Origin of the sequence: Micromonospora sp. NPDC005257 (genome assembly GCF_042872445.1) — a bacterium.
GTDB lineage: Bacteria > Actinomycetota > Actinomycetes > Mycobacteriales > Micromonosporaceae > Micromonospora.
The window spans coordinates 200373-216059 of record NZ_JBIAKL010000006.1 but is presented as its reverse complement, the minus strand read 5'-3'; the positions used below and the strand labels follow the sequence as shown (position 1 = coordinate 216059).

At 73.5% G+C, this 15687-nt stretch carries 10 protein-coding genes; 2 read left to right on the top strand and 8 right to left on the bottom strand.

Translation table 11 applies throughout. The annotated features are described in order from the left end of the window. Positions 1–138: 138 nt before the first annotated feature. Positions 139–924 carry an SGNH/GDSL hydrolase family protein gene (locus tag ACFYO8_RS15360; protein ID WP_354870276.1) on the bottom strand — a complete coding sequence of 262 codons (786 nt, stop codon included), beginning with the start codon at positions 922–924 and terminating at the stop codon, positions 139–141. A gap of 197 nt (positions 925–1121) precedes the next feature. On the opposite strand from ACFYO8_RS15360, the gene ACFYO8_RS15355 reads away from it, so the two are divergent. Further along, positions 1122–2657 (top strand): M1 family metallopeptidase, encoded by a 1536-nt coding sequence (locus ACFYO8_RS15355; protein ID WP_355096306.1) that lies wholly within the window; start codon positions 1122–1124, stop codon positions 2655–2657. 78 nt (positions 2658–2735) lie between these two features. Here ACFYO8_RS15355 and ACFYO8_RS15350 read toward each other — a convergent pair whose 3' ends face one another. Both ACFYO8_RS15350 and gltB read right to left on the bottom strand, forming a co-directional pair. After that, positions 2736–4241, bottom strand: a complete 1506-nt coding sequence (locus tag ACFYO8_RS15350) for a glutamate synthase subunit beta (protein ID WP_354870272.1) — start codon at positions 4239–4241, stop codon at positions 2736–2738. Next, positions 4234–8919 (bottom strand): glutamate synthase large subunit, encoded by a 4686-nt coding sequence (gltB, locus tag ACFYO8_RS15345; RefSeq protein ID WP_354870270.1) that lies wholly within the window; start codon positions 8917–8919, stop codon positions 4234–4236. Before gltB ends, ACFYO8_RS15350 begins: the two co-directional genes overlap by 8 nt. A 145-nt stretch (positions 8920–9064) precedes the next feature. On the opposite strand from gltB, the gene ACFYO8_RS15340 reads away from it, so the two are divergent. Then, on the top strand, positions 9065–9907 hold the full coding sequence (locus ACFYO8_RS15340) for a GNAT family N-acetyltransferase (RefSeq protein WP_354870267.1): 843 nt from the start codon (positions 9065–9067) through the stop codon (positions 9905–9907). Between the two features lie 69 nt (positions 9908–9976). Here the strand turns inward: ACFYO8_RS15340 and ACFYO8_RS15335 are convergent, their stop codons facing one another. From ACFYO8_RS15335 to trpC, 5 genes are all read right to left on the bottom strand, one after another. Further along, positions 9977–11164 carry an NAD(P)/FAD-dependent oxidoreductase gene (locus tag ACFYO8_RS15335; protein ID WP_354870265.1) on the bottom strand — a complete coding sequence of 396 codons (1188 nt, stop codon included), beginning with the start codon at positions 11162–11164 and terminating at the stop codon, positions 9977–9979. Positions 11165–11175: 11 nt separating this feature from the next. Beyond that, complete coding sequence (gene lgt, locus ACFYO8_RS15330) at positions 11176–12417, bottom strand: prolipoprotein diacylglyceryl transferase (protein WP_354870263.1); 1242 nt, start codon at positions 12415–12417, stop codon at positions 11176–11178. An 85-nt stretch (positions 12418–12502) separates the two neighbouring features. Further along, positions 12503–13306: a tryptophan synthase subunit alpha gene (trpA, locus tag ACFYO8_RS15325; RefSeq protein ID WP_354870260.1), complete on the bottom strand. Its 804-nt coding sequence runs from the start codon at positions 13304–13306 to the stop codon at positions 12503–12505. Between the two features lie 4 nt (positions 13307–13310). After that, positions 13311–14537: a tryptophan synthase subunit beta gene (trpB, locus tag ACFYO8_RS15320; protein ID WP_354870258.1), complete on the bottom strand. Its 1227-nt coding sequence runs from the start codon at positions 14535–14537 to the stop codon at positions 13311–13313. A 35-nt stretch (positions 14538–14572) separates the two neighbouring features. Then, positions 14573–15376, bottom strand: coding sequence for an indole-3-glycerol phosphate synthase TrpC (gene trpC, locus ACFYO8_RS15315; RefSeq protein ID WP_354870319.1), 804 nt, complete (start codon positions 15374–15376; stop codon positions 14573–14575). Positions 15377–15687: the final 311 nt, after the last annotated feature.

Sequence of the window (15687 nt, the reverse complement as noted above, 5' to 3'; positions counted from 1 at the left end):
TAGGAACGATCGATGCTTCACGCAGCACAGTCGAACGCCGGAATCAGGTATCCGACAGAATCTCAGGTCCACAGCGCCGGGAACAGCGGAGCCCTCGGCCGACTCACTCACGCCGGCCGAGGGCTCCGCTGTGCCGGATCAGCCGATCGCGGCGGTCAGCGCGGCCAGGTAGCCGTAGCGGTAGCCGTCGGCGTTCGGGTGGTACGCCTCGATGACGCCGCTGACGTCGCGGATCCACGGCTGGGCGGCGCACACGCCGTGCCCGGCGAAGAACGGCCGCGCGTCGACGAAGGTGCCCCCGGCTGCGGCCACCCGGCCGGCGATGACGCCGTTGAGCGTGTCGGCGGCCTGGTTGAGGATGGTGCGCTTGTAGCTGCTCATGGCGAGCAGGCCGCAGGAGCCGGTCTCGAACAGCCGCGGGTAGCCGAGCACCACCAGCCGGGCGTTCGGGGCCCGGTTGCGGATCGCGGTGTACGTGGCGTCGAGCCGGGCCGGCAGCGTGGCGGTGGTGAACGCCCTGGACTCGTTGACGGCGCTCTCGCAGCTGGAGGTGCTGCCGAAACGGCAACTGGTCATCACGTCGGCGAAGCCGGCGTCGTTGCCGCCGATGGTGATGGTGACCAGCGTGGTGCTGCTGCTGAGCTGGCCGACCTGGTTGTTCAGCACGTCGGCGGTCACCGCGCCGCCGCAGGCCGGGAACTTGAAGCTGGTGACCGAGTGGGCGGCGGCCCAGAGCGGGGCGTACGACTTCTGGCTGCGCAGGCAGGTGGACAGGTCGTACGGCGCGGCGCCGACGCCGGAGGAGTAGGAGTCGCCGAGGGCGACGTAGTTGACGGTGGCCGCGCGGGCGGCGCCGGGCAGGAGCACGGCGCCGAGCACGGCCGCCAGGACGGCGGCGAGCGCGGTGTGGACGCGACGGGACATGGCAGAACCTCCACGGGGCAGGGGTGGTGGAGCCCGTTGACCGCGCGCGTGGCCGAGGGATCGGTGCTGTTACTGGGCGGTAATGCTATCGAAACATTTGCCAAAATTGAATAGCAAAGATCAGCCGAACGGGAGCGATATGTTCACATCTGTCGATTAGGTTGGCGGTGACGACACCCGACGGAGGGAGTCCCACCGTGCGACGCGCACTCACCGCGGCCATCGCCGCCCTGACCCTCACCGCGGCCGGCACCACAGTGACCGGCGCACCCGGTCAGGCCGCACCCACCGGCTGGGGCCGGCCGCAGGTCGCGGCGGCCACTCCGACGCCCGGCAGCCCCGGCCTGGGCGACAGCTACTTCCCCGACTACGGCAACGGCGGCTACGACGTCGGCCACTACGACATCCGGCTGCGCTACGAGCCGGCCACCGACCGGCTCAGCGGCACCACCACGATCCTCGCCACCGCCACGAAGGACCTGTCCCGGTTCAACCTGGACTTCGCGCTCGACGTCGAGTCGGTACGGGTGAACGGGTGGGTCGCCGGCTTCGCCCGGGCCGGCGACCACGAGCTGGTGATCACCCCGGCCCGGCCGCTGACCACCGGCCAGCAGCTCACCGTCGTGGTGAAGTACGCCGGCGTGCCGTCGCAGACCACCGTCTACGGCTACACCGGCTGGACCCGTACCGCCGACGGGGCGCTCGCCGTCAACGAGCCCGAGGCGGCCTGGTGGTGGTACCCGAGCAACGACCACCCGAAGGACAAGGCCACCTGGGACGTCTCCGTCTCGGTGCCGACCGGCGTCGAGGTGGTCAGCAACGGCGTGCAGCCGCGCGACCCGCTGCCCGAGGCCGGCAACCGCACCCGGTGGAGCTGGCGCAGCGTCAAGCCCGGTGCCACGTACCAGGCGTTCCTGGCCATCGGCCAGTACGACATCGTCACCGACATCGCGCCGAACGGGCAGCCGGTGGTGAACGCGTACAGCACCACGCTCGGCGAGCGCCTGCCGGCCGCCCGGGCCAGCATCGAGCGCACCGCCGAGATCGTCGACTGGGAGAGCGGGCTGTTCGGCCCGTACCCGTTCGAGGCGCAGGGCGGCGTGGCCGGGCCGATCGACGGCATCGGCTTCGCGTTGGAGACGCAGACCCGCCCGGTGTACGGCCCCGGCTTCTGGCGGCGCGGCGCCAACCCGTACGTGGTGGTGCACGAGAACGCCCACCAGTGGTTCGGTGACTCGGTGTCGGTGGCGGACTGGCGGCACATCTGGCTCAACGAGGGCTTCGCCTCGTACGCCGAGTGGCTCTGGTCCGAGGAGCAGGGCGAGGGCACCGCGCAGGAGCTGTTCGACTTCACCTACGACAGCTACCCGGCCGATTCCGCGTTCTGGCAGGTGCTCCCCGGCGACCCGGGGGCCGCGCGGGTGTTCGACGACGCGGTCTACGACCGGGGCGCGATGGCGCTGCACCAGATCCGGCTCGCCGTCGGCGACGCCGCGTTCTTCCGTATCCTGCGCACCTGGACCGCCGACCGGCAGTACGGCAACGGCACCGTCGCGCAGTTCCAGGCGCTCGCCGAGCAGATCTCCGGACGCGACCTCGACGCGGTGTTCACCACCTGGCTGTTCACGCCCGGCCGGCCCGTCGTGGCCGCCGCCGCGCGGAGCGGCGCCGCACCGGCGCAGCCGGCCTCCTGGACGAAGATCCGCGCGGCGCACGACCTGCTCGACCGCTGAGCGAGGCCGCCGCGCGGGCGGCGGATGTTAAGAAGGGCCCCCTCCTCTACCCGAGGCGTTAAGAGGGGGCCCTTCCTCTCATCTGGCGGCGAGCGGCTGGCGGGCCGGGTCGACCGGGGCGGGCAGGTCGCCCACCCCACCCAGGTACGTGTGGATCGCCGCCGCGGCGGCGCGTCCCTCGGCGATCGCCCAGACGATCAACGAAGCACCCCGGTGCATGTCACCGGCGACGAAGACGCCGTCGGCGGCCTGCCAGTCCGGACGGGCGTCGACAGCGCCCCGGCCGTTGCGGGTCACCCCGAACTGGGCCAGCAGCGGCTGCTCCTCGGTGCCCTCGAAGCCGATGGCGAGCAGCACCAGGTCGGCCGGGATCTCCCGCTCGGAGCCGGGCAGGGCTGTGACGATACGGCGACCGTCCACCTTCTCCACTGTCACCTCGGCGATGCGGACCGCGCGGACCTGGCCGGTGCCGTCGTCCACGAACTCCTGCACCGCCACCGCGAAGACGCGGTCGCCGCCCTCCTCGTGCGCCGGGTAGTTGCGCAACACCCACGGCCAGGTCGGCCACGGGTCACGGGCCGCGTCGCGCTCGGTCGGCGGCTGCGGGTAGAGGTCGAGCTGGTGTACGCCGGCCGCGCCCTGCCGGTGCGCCACGCCGAGGCAGTCCGCGGCGGTGTCGCCACCACCGATGATCACCACGTGCTTGCCGGCGGCGTCCATCGGCGTACCGTCCGGCAGGGTCGCCAGGGCGGGCCGCCCGTCCCCGGCGGCGGCGACCACCCGGTTCGCGGCGACCAGATGCGTCATCGCCTGGTGCACGCCGCGCAGCGCCCGGCCCGCCGTCTCCGGGGTGTCCCGGCCCTGCAACGCGCCACAGGCGAGCAGCACCGCGTCGTGCTCGGCGCGCAACTGCTCGGCGGTCACGTCGACGCCGACCTCGACGCCGGTCCGGAACCGCACACCCTCGGCGGTGAGCTGGGCCAGCCGCCTGTCGATGTGCTGCTTCTCCAGCTTGAAGTCGGGGATGCCGTAGCGGAGCAGGCCGCCGATCGCGTCGTCGCGCTCGTACACGGTGACCGTGTGACCGGCGCGCGCGAGCTGCTGCGCGGCGGCCAGCCCGGCCGGGCCGGAACCGACCACGGCGACCGACCGGCCGGTCGGGGCGGAGGCGGGCCGGGGGCGCAGGCCGTCGCGGGCCACCGCCGCGTCGGCGATCTCCACCTCGACCTGCTTGATCGTGACCGGCTGCTGGCCGCCCAGGCCGAGCACGCAGGCCGCCTCGCACGGCGCCGGGCAGAGCCGGCCGGTGAACTCGGGGAAGTTGTTGGTGGCGTGCAGCGACTCCACGGCGGCGTCCCAGTTGCCGGTGCGGACCAGGTCGTTCCAGTCCGGGATGCGGTTGCCCAGCGGGCAGCCGTCGTGGCAGAACGGGATGCCGCAGTCCATGCAGCGGGTGGCCTGCTCGCGGATCAGCTCCGCACCGGCCGGCGGGTAGACCTCCCGCCAGTCGGAGATACGCACCGGCACCGGACGGCGGGCCGGCAGCCGCCGGTCGTAGCGCAGAAAACCGTTCGGGTCAGGCACGAGCCACCTCCTGGGCGACCACCCGGGGCGCGGGTGGCAAGGACGCGGCAGGCTGAGCCGGCGGGGCGGCTGTCGCCGCCAGTGCGCTCATCACCGCGTCGTCGACGTCTCGGCCGGCGGCTTCGGCGGCCCGCATGATCTCCATGACCCGGCGGTAGTCCCGGGGTACCACGGCGGTGAACTCCTCCACCGCCTGCGGCCAGCGCTTGAGCAGGTCCTCGGCGACCGCCGAGTCCGTCTCGGCGAAGTGCCGTTGGAGCAGCTCGTGCAGCCGTTCACGCTCCTCGTCGCGCAGCGGCGACAGGTCGACCAGCTCCGCGTTCACCAGCCGCTCGTCGAGCCGGTGCACGAACGCGGTGCCGCCGGACATGCCGGCGGCGAAGTTGCGCCCGGTCGGCCCGAGCACCACGACGGTGCCGCCGGTCATGTACTCGCAGCCGTGGTCGCCGAGTCCCTCGACCACCGCCACCGCGCCGGAGTTGCGCACCGCGAACCGCTCCCCCACCCGGCCGCGCAGGAACACCTCGCCGCCGGTGGCGCCGTACAGGATGGTGTTGCCGGCGATGATCTGGTCCTCGGCGCGGCGGCCCGGCGCGGCGTCCACGCCGACGAACGGCGCGGCGCCGTCCGGCCGGACCACGATCCGCCCGCCGGACAGTCCCTTGCCGACGTAGTCGTTGGCGTCGCCGTACAGGCGCAGCGTGACCCCGCGCGGCAGGAACGCGCCGAACGACTGGCCGGCGGTGCCGCGCAGCAGGAACTCGACGGTGTCGTCGGGCAGCCCGGCACCGCCGAAGCGGCGGGTCACCTCGCCGCCGAGCATCGCGCCGACGCTGCGGTGCTCGTTGCGCACCTCGACCTCGACCCGGACCGGGGTACGGTCGCGCAGCGCCGGCCCGGCCAGCTCGATGAGCCGGTTGTCCAGCGCCGCGTCGAGGCCGTGGTCCTGGGCGCGTACGCCCCGGCGGGCCGCGCCCTCGGGCAGCTCCGGCAGGTGCAACACGCGGCTCAGGTCCAGCCCGTGGCCCTTCCAGTGGTCGATCGCGCCGACCACGTCGAGCAGCTCGGTGTGGCCGATCGCCTCCTCGATGCTGCGGAAGCCCAGCTCGGCCAGGTAGCCGCGGACCTCCTCGGCGAGGAAGAGGAAGAAGTTCTCCACGAACTCGGGGCGGCCGGTGAAGCGCTCGCGCAGCACCGGGTTCTGGGTGGCGATGCCGACCGGACAGGTGTCCAGGTGACAGACGCGCATCATCACGCAGCCCTCGACGATCAGCGGCGCGGTGGCGAAGCCGAACTCCTCGGCGCCGAGCAGCGCCGCGACCAGCACGTCCCGGCCGGTCTTGAGCTGGCCGTCGACCTGCACTGTCACCCGGTCGCGCAGCTTGTTCAGCAGCAGCGTCTGCTGCGCCTCGGCCAGGCCCAGCTCCCACGGGGTGCCGGCGTGCTTGAGCGAGTTGAGCGGGGACGCGCCGGTGCCGCCGTCGTGCCCGGAGATCAGGATGACGTCGGCCTTGAGCTTGGCCACACCCGCCGCGACGGTGCCCACGCCCACCTCGCTGACCAGCTTGACGTGCACCCGGGCGGCCGGGTTGACGCACTTCAGGTCGTGGACGAGCTGGGCCAGGTCCTCGATGGAGTAGATGTCGTGGTGCGGCGGCGGGGAGATCAGGCCGACGCCGGGGGTGGCGTGCCGGGTCCGGGCGATCCACGGCCAGACCTTGTTGCCGGGCAGCTGCCCGCCCTCGCCGGGCTTCGCGCCCTGCGCCATCTTGATCTGCAGGTCGTCGGCGTTGACGAGGTATTCGCTGGTCACGCCGAACCGGCCGCTGGCGATCTGCTTGACCGCCGAGCGCCGCTCCGGATCGTGCAGCCGCTCGACGTCCTCGCCGCCCTCGCCGGTGTTGGACTTGCCGCCGAGCCGGTTCATCGCGATGGCGAGCGTCTCGTGCGCCTCCGCCGAGATCGACCCGTACGACATGGCGCCGGTGGCGAAGCGCTTGACGATCTCGGTGGCCGGCTCGACCTCGTCCAGGGGCACCGCCGGGCGTGCGCCGGTGCGCAGCGTGAACAGCCCGCGCAGTGAGCCCGCCTGCGCGGCCAGCTCGTCGACCTTGGCGGTGTACTGCCGGAACACGTCGTACTGGCGGCTGCGGGTGGCGTGCTGGAGCAGGAAGACGGTCTCCGGGTTGAACAGGTGCAGCTCGCCCTCGCGGCGCCACTGGTACTCGCCGCCGACCTCCAGCCGGTCGTCGCCCTGCGCGCCCGGGGCCGGCCAGGCCCGCGCGTGCCGGGCCGCGACCTCCGCGTGGATCTCGTTCAGGCCGATGCCGCCGATGGTGCTCGGCGTGCCGCGGAAGTATCTGTGGACAAGGCGGGTGTCCAGGCCGACGGCCTCGAAGACCTGCGCGCCGCAGTACGACGACACGGTCGAGATGCCCATCTTGGACATGATCTTCAGGACGCCCTTGCCGAGCGCCTTGACGTAGTTGCGGACCGCCTTCACCGGGTCCACGCCGGTCAACGCCCCGGTGGAGGTCATGTCCTCGACCGACTCGAAGGCCAGGTACGGGTTGACCGCCGCCGCGCCGTACCCGATCAGCACCGCCGCGTGGTGCACCTCGCGGCAGTCGCCGGACTCGACGATCAGCGCCACCTGGGTGCGGGTCTGCTCGCGGACCAGGTGCTGGTGCACCGCGGCGGTGAGCAGCAGCGACGGGATCGGCGCCAGGTCGGCGTTGGAGTCCCGGTCGGACAGCACCAGGATGCGCACGCCGTCCTCGATCGCCTCGGAGACGTGCCGGCAGATCTCGGTCAGCCGGGCCTTGATGCCGGCGCCGCCGTCGCGGATCCGGTACAGGCCGGACACCCGGACCGCCTTGAAGCCCGGCAGGTCGCCGTCCTCGTCGATGGACAGGATCTTGGCCAGCTCGTCGTTGTCGATCACCGGGTGGGGCAGCACGATCTGGCGGCAGCTCGCCGCACCCGGGTCCAGCAGGTTGCCCTCCGGCCCGATGGTGGACGCCAGGCTGGTCACCAGCTCCTCCCGGATGGCGTCCAGCGGCGGGTTGGTGACCTGGGCGAAGAGCTGATGGAAGTAGTCGTAGAGCAACCGCGGCCGGGTGGACAGCGGCGCGATCGGGGTGTCGGTGCCCATCGAGCCGATCGGCTCCGCGCCGCTGCGGGCCATCGGGCCGAGCAGGATCTTCATCTCCTCCTCGGTGTAGCCGAAGGTCTGCTGCCGGCGGCGTACCGAGTCGTGGGTGTAGACGGTGTGCTCGCGCGGCGGCAGGTCGTCCAGCTCGATCAGGCCGGCGTGCAGCCACTCCTGGTACGGCTGTGCGGCGGCCAGCTCGGTCTTGATCTCGTCGTCGGAGACGATCCGGCCGTTGACGGTGTCGACCAGGAACATCTTCCCGGGCTGGAGCCGGCCCTTGGCGACCACGGTGGCCGGGTCCAGGTCGAGCACGCCCGCCTCGCTGCCGAGCACCACCAGGCCGTCGGCGGTGTGCCACCAGCGGCCCGGGCGCAGGCCGTTGCGGTCCAGCACCGCGCCGACGATCTCGCCGTCGGTGAACGCGACCGACGCCGGGCCGTCCCACGGCTCCATCAGGCTGGCGTGGAAGCGGTAGAACGCGCGCTTGTCGGCGCGCATGTCCGGGTCGTTCTCCCACGCCTCGGGGATCATCATGAGCACCGCGTGCGGCAGGCTCCGCCCGGCCAGGTGCAGCAGTTCCAGCACCTCGTCGAAGTTGGCCGAGTCGGACGCCGCCGGCGTGCACACCGGGAAGACCCGGCGGATGTTGCCCGGAATGCTCGGACTCCGGAGCAGGGCCTCGCGGGCCTGCATCCAGTTGCGGTTGCCGCGGATCGTGTTGATCTCGCCGTTGTGCGCGATGAACCGGTACGGGTGCGCGAGCGGCCAGGACGGGAACGTGTTCGTGGAGAAGCGGGAGTGCACCAGCGCGATGGCGCTCTCCACCCGCTCGTCGGTCAGCTCCGGGTAGAACGCCGGGAGCTGGTCCGGGGTGAGCATGCCCTTGAACACCATCGTGCGGCCGGACAGCGACGGGAAGTACGCCGGCACGCCCCGCTCGGCGGTCTCCCGCTCGACCTGCTTGCGCAGGCAGAACGCCACCCGGTCCAGGTCGAGCCCGGACAGCGGGGAGCCGGCCGGACCGGCCGGCGAGTCGGTCAACCGGTGCGCGGCCAGGAAGAGCTGCCGGACCCGGGGCATCGCCGCGAGCGCGGTCTCCCCCAGGCCGGACGCGTCGGTCGGCACGTCCCGCCAGCCGAGCACGTCGGCGCCCTCGACGAGCGCGTACTTGTCGACCACCTGCCGGGCCCGGGCCTCGGCCGCGTCGTCGTCGGGCAGGAACACCAGGCCGGTGGCGTACTGGCCGGCCGGGGGCAGCGGGAAGTCGACGGTGGCGCGCAGGAACGCGTCCGGCACCTGGATCATGATGCCGGCGCCGTCGCCGGTGTTGTGCTCCGCGCCCCGGGCGCCCCGGTGGTCCAGCCGGCACAGCGCCCCGAGGCCGTTGGCGACGACCTGGTGCGAGCGCCGCCCGTGCAGGTCGGCCACGAAGGCCACGCCGCAGGCGTCGTGCTCGTACGCGGGGTCGTAGAGCCCGGTCGTCTGCGGGGCCGACTGCGGGCTGTGAGGGTACGGAAAGGCCACCGGGCCTCCTGTCGTCACTCAGGATGGATCATGATGGGGACGACGTCGGCCCTCTGCGGTTTATTGAGTCTACGTTAGGGCTTCCGACGCAAGGCCAGTTCAGATTGATCACACTTCCAGATGCTGGGACGTGTAGTCTCGCGCGGTGGATCTCGCACGCGCTGACGTACTCGCCCGGTTGGAGCGGTTCTACGACGCGGTGCCCCGCGACGGGGCGCGGACCGAGGAATACGGCGCCCTGGTGCTGTTCGTCCGGGACGGCGCCGGGTGGCCGTTCTACGCCCGCCCCCGCCTCGACGCCACCGAGCCGCCGACGCTCGCCGACGTGACAGCCGTCCGCGCCCGGCAGCAGGAGCTGGGCCTGCCGGAGACGTTCGAGTGGGTGCACGAGCACCAGCCGAACCTGCTCGCCGTGGCCCGCTCGGCCGGGCTCGGCGTGCTGGAGGCGCCGCTGATGCTGCTGGAGCCGGAGCGGCTGCCCGAGCCGGGGACGTTCAGTGACGTACCGGTGCGGGTGCTGGACCCCGGCGACCCCGGCTTCGCCGCGGACATCGCGCTGCGGCGGGCGGTCGCCGCTGTCGGCTTCGCCAACGGCGGCACCGCGCGCGGCGACGCCGGACCGGCCGAGCGGGACGCCGCCCTCGCCCAACTGGACGTGGCGGCGCTGGAGGAGGAGGCGACCCGGTTCGCCGACGGGCGGCGCATCTCGGTGCTCGCCGAGCTGCCCGAGGAGGGCGCGGTCGCCAGCGGGATGGCCATGCGGGTGGACGACGTGGCGGAGATCGCCGGCGTGGCCACGCTGCCGTCCGCCCGGCGCCGCGGACTGGGCGCGGTGGTGGCCGCCACGCTGGCGCGGGAACTGCTCGCCGCCGGCACCGCCCTGATCTTCCTGAGCGCCGGCAGCGAGGACATAGCCCGCGTCTACCTGCGGGTCGGGTTCCGCCGGGTCGGCACCGCCTGCATCGCCGAACCGGCCGCCGTCATCTGAGCGCCGGCGTGGCCCGCCCACCGGAGACCGGGCCGCGGGGGCCCGCCCTCCGCACCGAAGCGGGCCGCGTCAGGACGGCGGCTGCCAGGCGGCGGCCGCCGCGGCGGCCGTGTTGCGCAGTCGCGGGCTGATCGTGCCCAGTGCGGCGTCCCGGGCCCGCAGCGCCAGGCGTCCCCGGGCCTGCAGGACCGCCGACATCCGCCGGGTCTGCCGGACCATGGTGGCCGCGCGGGGGCGGCGCAACCTGTCGTACGCGGTCACCGCGTCCGGCAGCCGAGACTCCCGCAGCAGCCCGGCCAGCGTCGCCGCGTCCTCGAACGCCAGGCAGGCGCCCTGCCCGAGGTGCGGCGGCATGGCATGCGCGGCGTCGCCGAGCAGCACCACGCCGCCCGGGCCGGCCGGAAAGCCGTACGCCTTGGGCAGCGGGCGCAGCTCGCGGATCTCCTGCTGGACCACGTCCTCCGGGTCGGTCGCCTCCAGCAGCGTGCCGATCGGCGCGGGCCAGCCCGCGAACCAGCGCTTGAGCAGCGCGAGCTGGGTCTCCGGCGGCTCCGGGCGGGGCGCGCCGGCCGCGGTGGCGACCCAGTAGACGCCGCCCCGGCGGGACGCGCCAGCGGCGCCCCGCTCGCCGAGCGAGGCGGCCAGGAAGCGGTATCCGGCGCCGAGCGTCTCGCCGTGCACCGGCTGGTCGTCCGGCAATTGGGGAGCCCGGTACCAGGGGATGACCGCCCGCCAGGCGGCGCACCCCGAGCTGACCACAGCGGTCTCCGGGGCGAGGTGCCGGCGGATCTCGCTGTCGGCGCCGTCGGCGGCCACCACCAGGTCCGCCTCGTAGGTGTGCCGGCCGTCGCCCACCGCGGGTCGCTCACCGGAGGCCGCCCGCACCGTCCGCACCGTCACGCCGGTGCGCAGCTCGACCCGTTCGCCCAGGCCGGCGATGAGCGCGTCGTGCAGATCCTCCCGGTGCACCACCACCGGCATCCGCTCGGCCGGCGTGGACCGGGGCTGCACCAGCCAGTGGCCGTCCGGGCGGCGCACGCCACCGTCGGGCAGCGGGGTGGCGATCGCGTCCAGCCCGTCGCCCAGCCCGAGGGCGCGCAGCGCGCGTACCCCGTTGGGCCAGAGCACCACGGCGGTCGGCTCCGGGCGGAACCGGTCGGCGTGTTCGAGCAGCGTGACCTGCCAGCCCGACCGGGCCAGCACACCAGCCGCCGCCATTCCACCGAGGCCGGCGCCGACCACCACCGCGCTGCGCATGACTCCCCCGCTCAGCTGTCCCGGTCCGCCGGACGCCCGCCGGCATCGGCGCGGCCGGCGTTCGTGCGTTCCGGGCTCCCGCCGGCGTCGTCCGCGCTCCCGCCGGCGTCGTCCGCGCTCCGGGTGACGTCCTCGTTCTTCGCGCGTCCGGCGTCGTCAGTGACGTCGGTGACGTCGTCGGCCTTCGTGACGTCGTCCGGGGCTTCCGGGCGTTCGTCGTCGCCCTCCGGATCCGCCGGGGGCAGCACGCCGGTCTCCCGGTACGCGTCGAACTGTTCCTCGGTCACCACCCGATAGCCCTCGGGCACGGCCGGCTGCGCGGCGGCCTCCCGGGCGGAGAGGTCGACCTGGGACACGTCGCCGGCCGGGACGGTCACGGGGGCGGGCTCGCCCACCGGCACCAGGTATTCGCGGGGCCCGCGGACCCGGACGAAGTAGGCGAGCGCGCCGAGGAAGACGAGCACGGCGGTCCAGACGTTGAGCCGGACGCCGAGGATCAGGTTCGCCTCGTCGGTGCGCATCAGCTCGATCCAGAACCGGCCCACCGTGTAGCCCATCACGTAGAGCGCGAACGCCCGGCCGCGCCCGAGCCGCAGCTTGCGGTCGAGGACCAGCACCAGCGCGGCGACACCGACGTTCCACAGCGCCTCGTAGAGGAACGCCGGGTGGTAGAGCCCCGGCTGGAGCACCGGGTTGCCGGCGTCGTCACGCAGCGCATGACCCGGATTGTCCGGGTCCATCACGTGCACCTCCAGGCCCCACGGCAGCGTGGTCCGCCCGCCGTACAGCTCGTTGTTGAACCAGTTGCCCAGGCGGCCGACGGCCTGCGCCAGCGGCAGCCCCGGCGCCAGCGCGTCGGCGATGACGGTGAACGGGATGCCGAGTTGCCGGGCGGCGAGCCACGCACCGACCGCGCCACCGGCCACCGCGCCCCAGATGCCGAGCCCGCCCTCCCAGATGTAGAGCGCCTTGATCGGCTCACCACCGGCGCCGAAGTATTTCTCCGGCGAGGTGATCACGTGGTAGATCCGCGCGCCGATGATGCCCGCCGGCACGGCCCAGACGGCGATGTCGAGCACCGCGCCCGGCGCCACACCGCGACGGCGCAGCCGGTACTCGGTGACCACGCAGGCCACCACGATGCCGAGGATGATGCAGAGCGCGTACGCCCGGATCGGAACCGGACCGAGCTGCCAGACGGCGGTGCTGGGGCTGGGCATGGCCGCCAGTGGGGTCATCGGGGCGAGGGTCACGGGTGCACACGGTACCGGTGCGGACCGTGTGCGCGGCACCCCGGGCCGCCTGCCACGCGGGTCGGCATCTTCTGCTTCGCCCGGGTCACCGGACGGGGGCGCGGACTCCCTCGGCCAACTCGGCGCTGAGCTTGCGCAGGGCCGTCAGGCCGGCGGCCTGGTCCGGGGCGTCCAGCACGCAGCGGACCAGGGCGCTGCCCACGATCACCGCGTCGGCGTACCCGGCGACGGTGGCGGCCTGCGCGCCGGTGCCCACGCCCAGCCCCACCCCGACCGGGATGTCGGTGACCTCGCGCAGCCGGGAGACCAGCACCGGGGCCGCCTCGGAGGTCTGCGCGCGGGCGCCGGTGACGCCCATGATCGCCGTGGCGTAGACGAAGCCGCGGCAGTGCCCGGCCGTCATCCGCAGCCGCGCGTCGGTCGAGGACGGGGAGACCAGGAACGTCCGGTCCAGACCGTGCGCGTCGGAGGCGGCCAGCCACTCGGCGGCCTCGTCCGGGATCAGGTCCGGCGTGATCAGGCCGGTGCCACCGGCGGCGGCCATGTCGCGGGCGAACGCGTCCACGCCGTACTGCTCGATCGGGTTCCAGTAGGTCATGGTGACCACGCTCGCCCCGGTCGCGGCGACCGCCTCGACGACGCGCAGCGCGTCCGCGACGCGGACGCCGCCGGCGAGCGCGATGTCGCTGGCCTTCTGGATGACCGGGCCGTCCATCACCGGGTCGGAGTACGGGATCTCCACCTCGATGACGTCCACGCCCGCCTCGACCATGGCCCTCATGGCGGCGATGCTGCCCTCGACGGTCGGGAAGCCGGCCGGCATGCAGCCGACCAGGACGGCCCGTCCGTCCGCCCGCGCCTTGTCGAAGGCGACCCCGATGCGGCTCACGCTGTCACTCCTTGTCGAGGATGCCGAAGTACGCGCCGGCGGTGTGCACGTCCTTGTCGCCCCGGCCGGACAGGTTGACCACGATCAACGGTTCCCGGCCCAGCTCCTCGGCGAGCCGGGGGGCGATGGCGCGGGCGCCCGCGAGGGCGTGCGCGCTCTCGATCGCCGGGATGACGCCCTCGGTGCGGCACAGCAGCTCGAACGCGGCCATCGCGTCCGCGTCGTCGACCGGCAGGTAGGTGGCCCGGCCGGTGTCGTGCAGCCAGGCGTGCTCCGGCCCGACGCCCGGGTAGTCCAGGCCGGCCGAGATCGAGTGCGACTCGATGGTCTGCCCGTCGGCGTCCTGCAGGACGTACGTGCGGGTGCCGTGCAGCACGCCGGACGAGCCGCCGGTGATGCTGGCGGCGTGCCGGCCGCTGTCGACGCCCTCGCCGCCGGCTTCGAAGCCGTAGAGGCGGACCCCGGCGTCCGGCACGAACGCGTGGAAGATGCCCAGCGCGTTGGAGCCGCCGCCGACACACGCCGCGACCGCGTCCGGCAGCGTGCCGGTCAGGTCCAGGCACTGCTGGCGGGCCTCCACGCCGATGCCGCGCACGAAGTCGCGGACCATCTCCGGGAACGGGTGCGGGCCGGCGGCGGTGCCGATCAGGTAGTGGGTCTCCTCGACGTTGGCGACCCAGTCCCGCATCGCCTCGTTCATCGCGTCCTTGAGCGTGCGCGAGCCGGCGGTCACCGGGACGACAGTGGCGCCGAGCATCCGCATCCGGGCCACGTTCAGCGCCTGCCGCTCGGTGTCCACCTGGCCCATGTAGACGACGCATTCCAGGTCGAACAGCGCGGCGGCGGTGGCGGTGGCGACGCCGTGCTGGCCGGCGCCGGTCTCCGCGATGACCCGCCGCTTGCCCATCCGCTTGGTGAGCAGCGCCTGGCCCAGCACGTTGCGGACCTTGTGCGCGCCGGTGTGGTTGAGGTCCTCCCGCTTGAGCAGGACCCGCGCGCCGATCTGCGCGGAGAACCGCCGGGCCTCGTACAGCAGCGAGGGCGTGCCCGCGTAGTCGCGCAGCAGCGCGTCGAACTCGGCGAGGAACCCCTCGTCGCCCATCGCCTTGCGGTATGCCGCGTCCAGCTCGTCGAGCGCGGCGACGAGCGCCTCGGGGACGAACCGGCCGCCGAACCGGCCGAAGTGACCGGCGGCGTCGGGGACCTGGCCGGCTGCGGGTGCGGCGCTCATCGCGGGCGTCCTCTCGGATCGGGTGGCCCGGCGGCTCAGCGCACCGGGCGGGGCGTGGCCGGGTGGTTACCGGCGTTCACCAGCTCGGCGACCGCTTCGCGCGGGCTCTTCTGGGTGACCAGGCCCTCGCCCACCAGCACGGCGTCGGCGCCGGCGGAGGCGTACCGGATCAGGTCGTGCGGACCGCGCACCCCGGACTCGGCGATCTTGACGACGCTGCTGGGCAGGCCGGGCGCGATCCGCTCGAACACCGAGCGGTCGACCTCGAGCGTGCGCAGGTCGCGTGCGTTCACGCCGATCACCCGCGCGCCGGCCTCCAGGGCGCGGTCCGCCTCCTCCTCGGTGTGCACCTCGACCAGCGCGGTCATGCCCAGCGACTCGATCCGCTCCAGCAGGCCGACCAGCGCGTTCTGCTCCAGCGCGGCGACGATCAGCAGCACCATGTCGGCGCCGTGCGCGCGCGCCTCGTGCACCTGGTAGCTGGAGACCACGAAGTCCTTGCGCAGCACCGGCACGTTCACCGCGGCCCGCACCGCCGCCAGGTCGTCGAGCGACCCGCCGAACCAGCGGCCCTCGGTCAGCACGCTGATCGCCCGCGCGCCACCTGCCGCGTAGTCACCGGCCAGGTCCGCCGGGTCGGCGATCTCGGCCAGCCGCCCCTTGGACGGCGACGAGCGCTTCACCTCGGCGATCACGGCCACGCCGGGCCGGCGCAGGGCCGCGTACGCGTCGAGCGGTGGTGGCGCGGCGGCGGCCAGCTCACGGATCCGCTCCAGCGGAATCTGCTCCTGGCGCCGGGCCACGTCCTCGCGCACGCCGGCCAGGATCTCGTCGAGCACCCCTGCGGACGGCGCCGCTCCGGCGTCGTCCCCCTCCGCGTGCGCATGCTCAGCAGTCACCAACGGACTCCCCTCTCCGGGCGTCATGGGCCGATGCTAGGGGGCGCCACCTGGCGACGAGTGCCGGGGGTATGGCGCACCTCACGACATGGGCTGTGGCATGATGGCCGACTTGCGGTGAACACCATGTCACGCAGCGCCACCGATGGCATCGACCGTCACCCATCCCTATCTCACCACGATCGTTCCGGGCCCGCAGGACGGGCTCCGGCGGGCGGCTGTGACCAAGGTCAAGGACCTCCGGCCCTGCC

Bases quoted from the DNA above. Each gene is read 5' to 3' on its own strand.
- ACFYO8_RS15360 (WP_354870276.1), bottom strand. From the start codon at position 924: ATGTCCCGTCGCGTCCACACCGCGCTCGCCGCCGTCCTGGCGGCCGTG.
- ACFYO8_RS15335 (WP_354870265.1), bottom strand. From the start codon at position 11,164: ATGCGCAGCGCGGTGGTGGTCGGCGCCGGCCTCGGTGGAATGGCGGCG.
- trpB (WP_354870258.1), bottom strand. From the start codon at position 14,537: ATGAGCGCCGCACCCGCAGCCGGCCAGGTCCCCGACGCCGCCGGTCAC.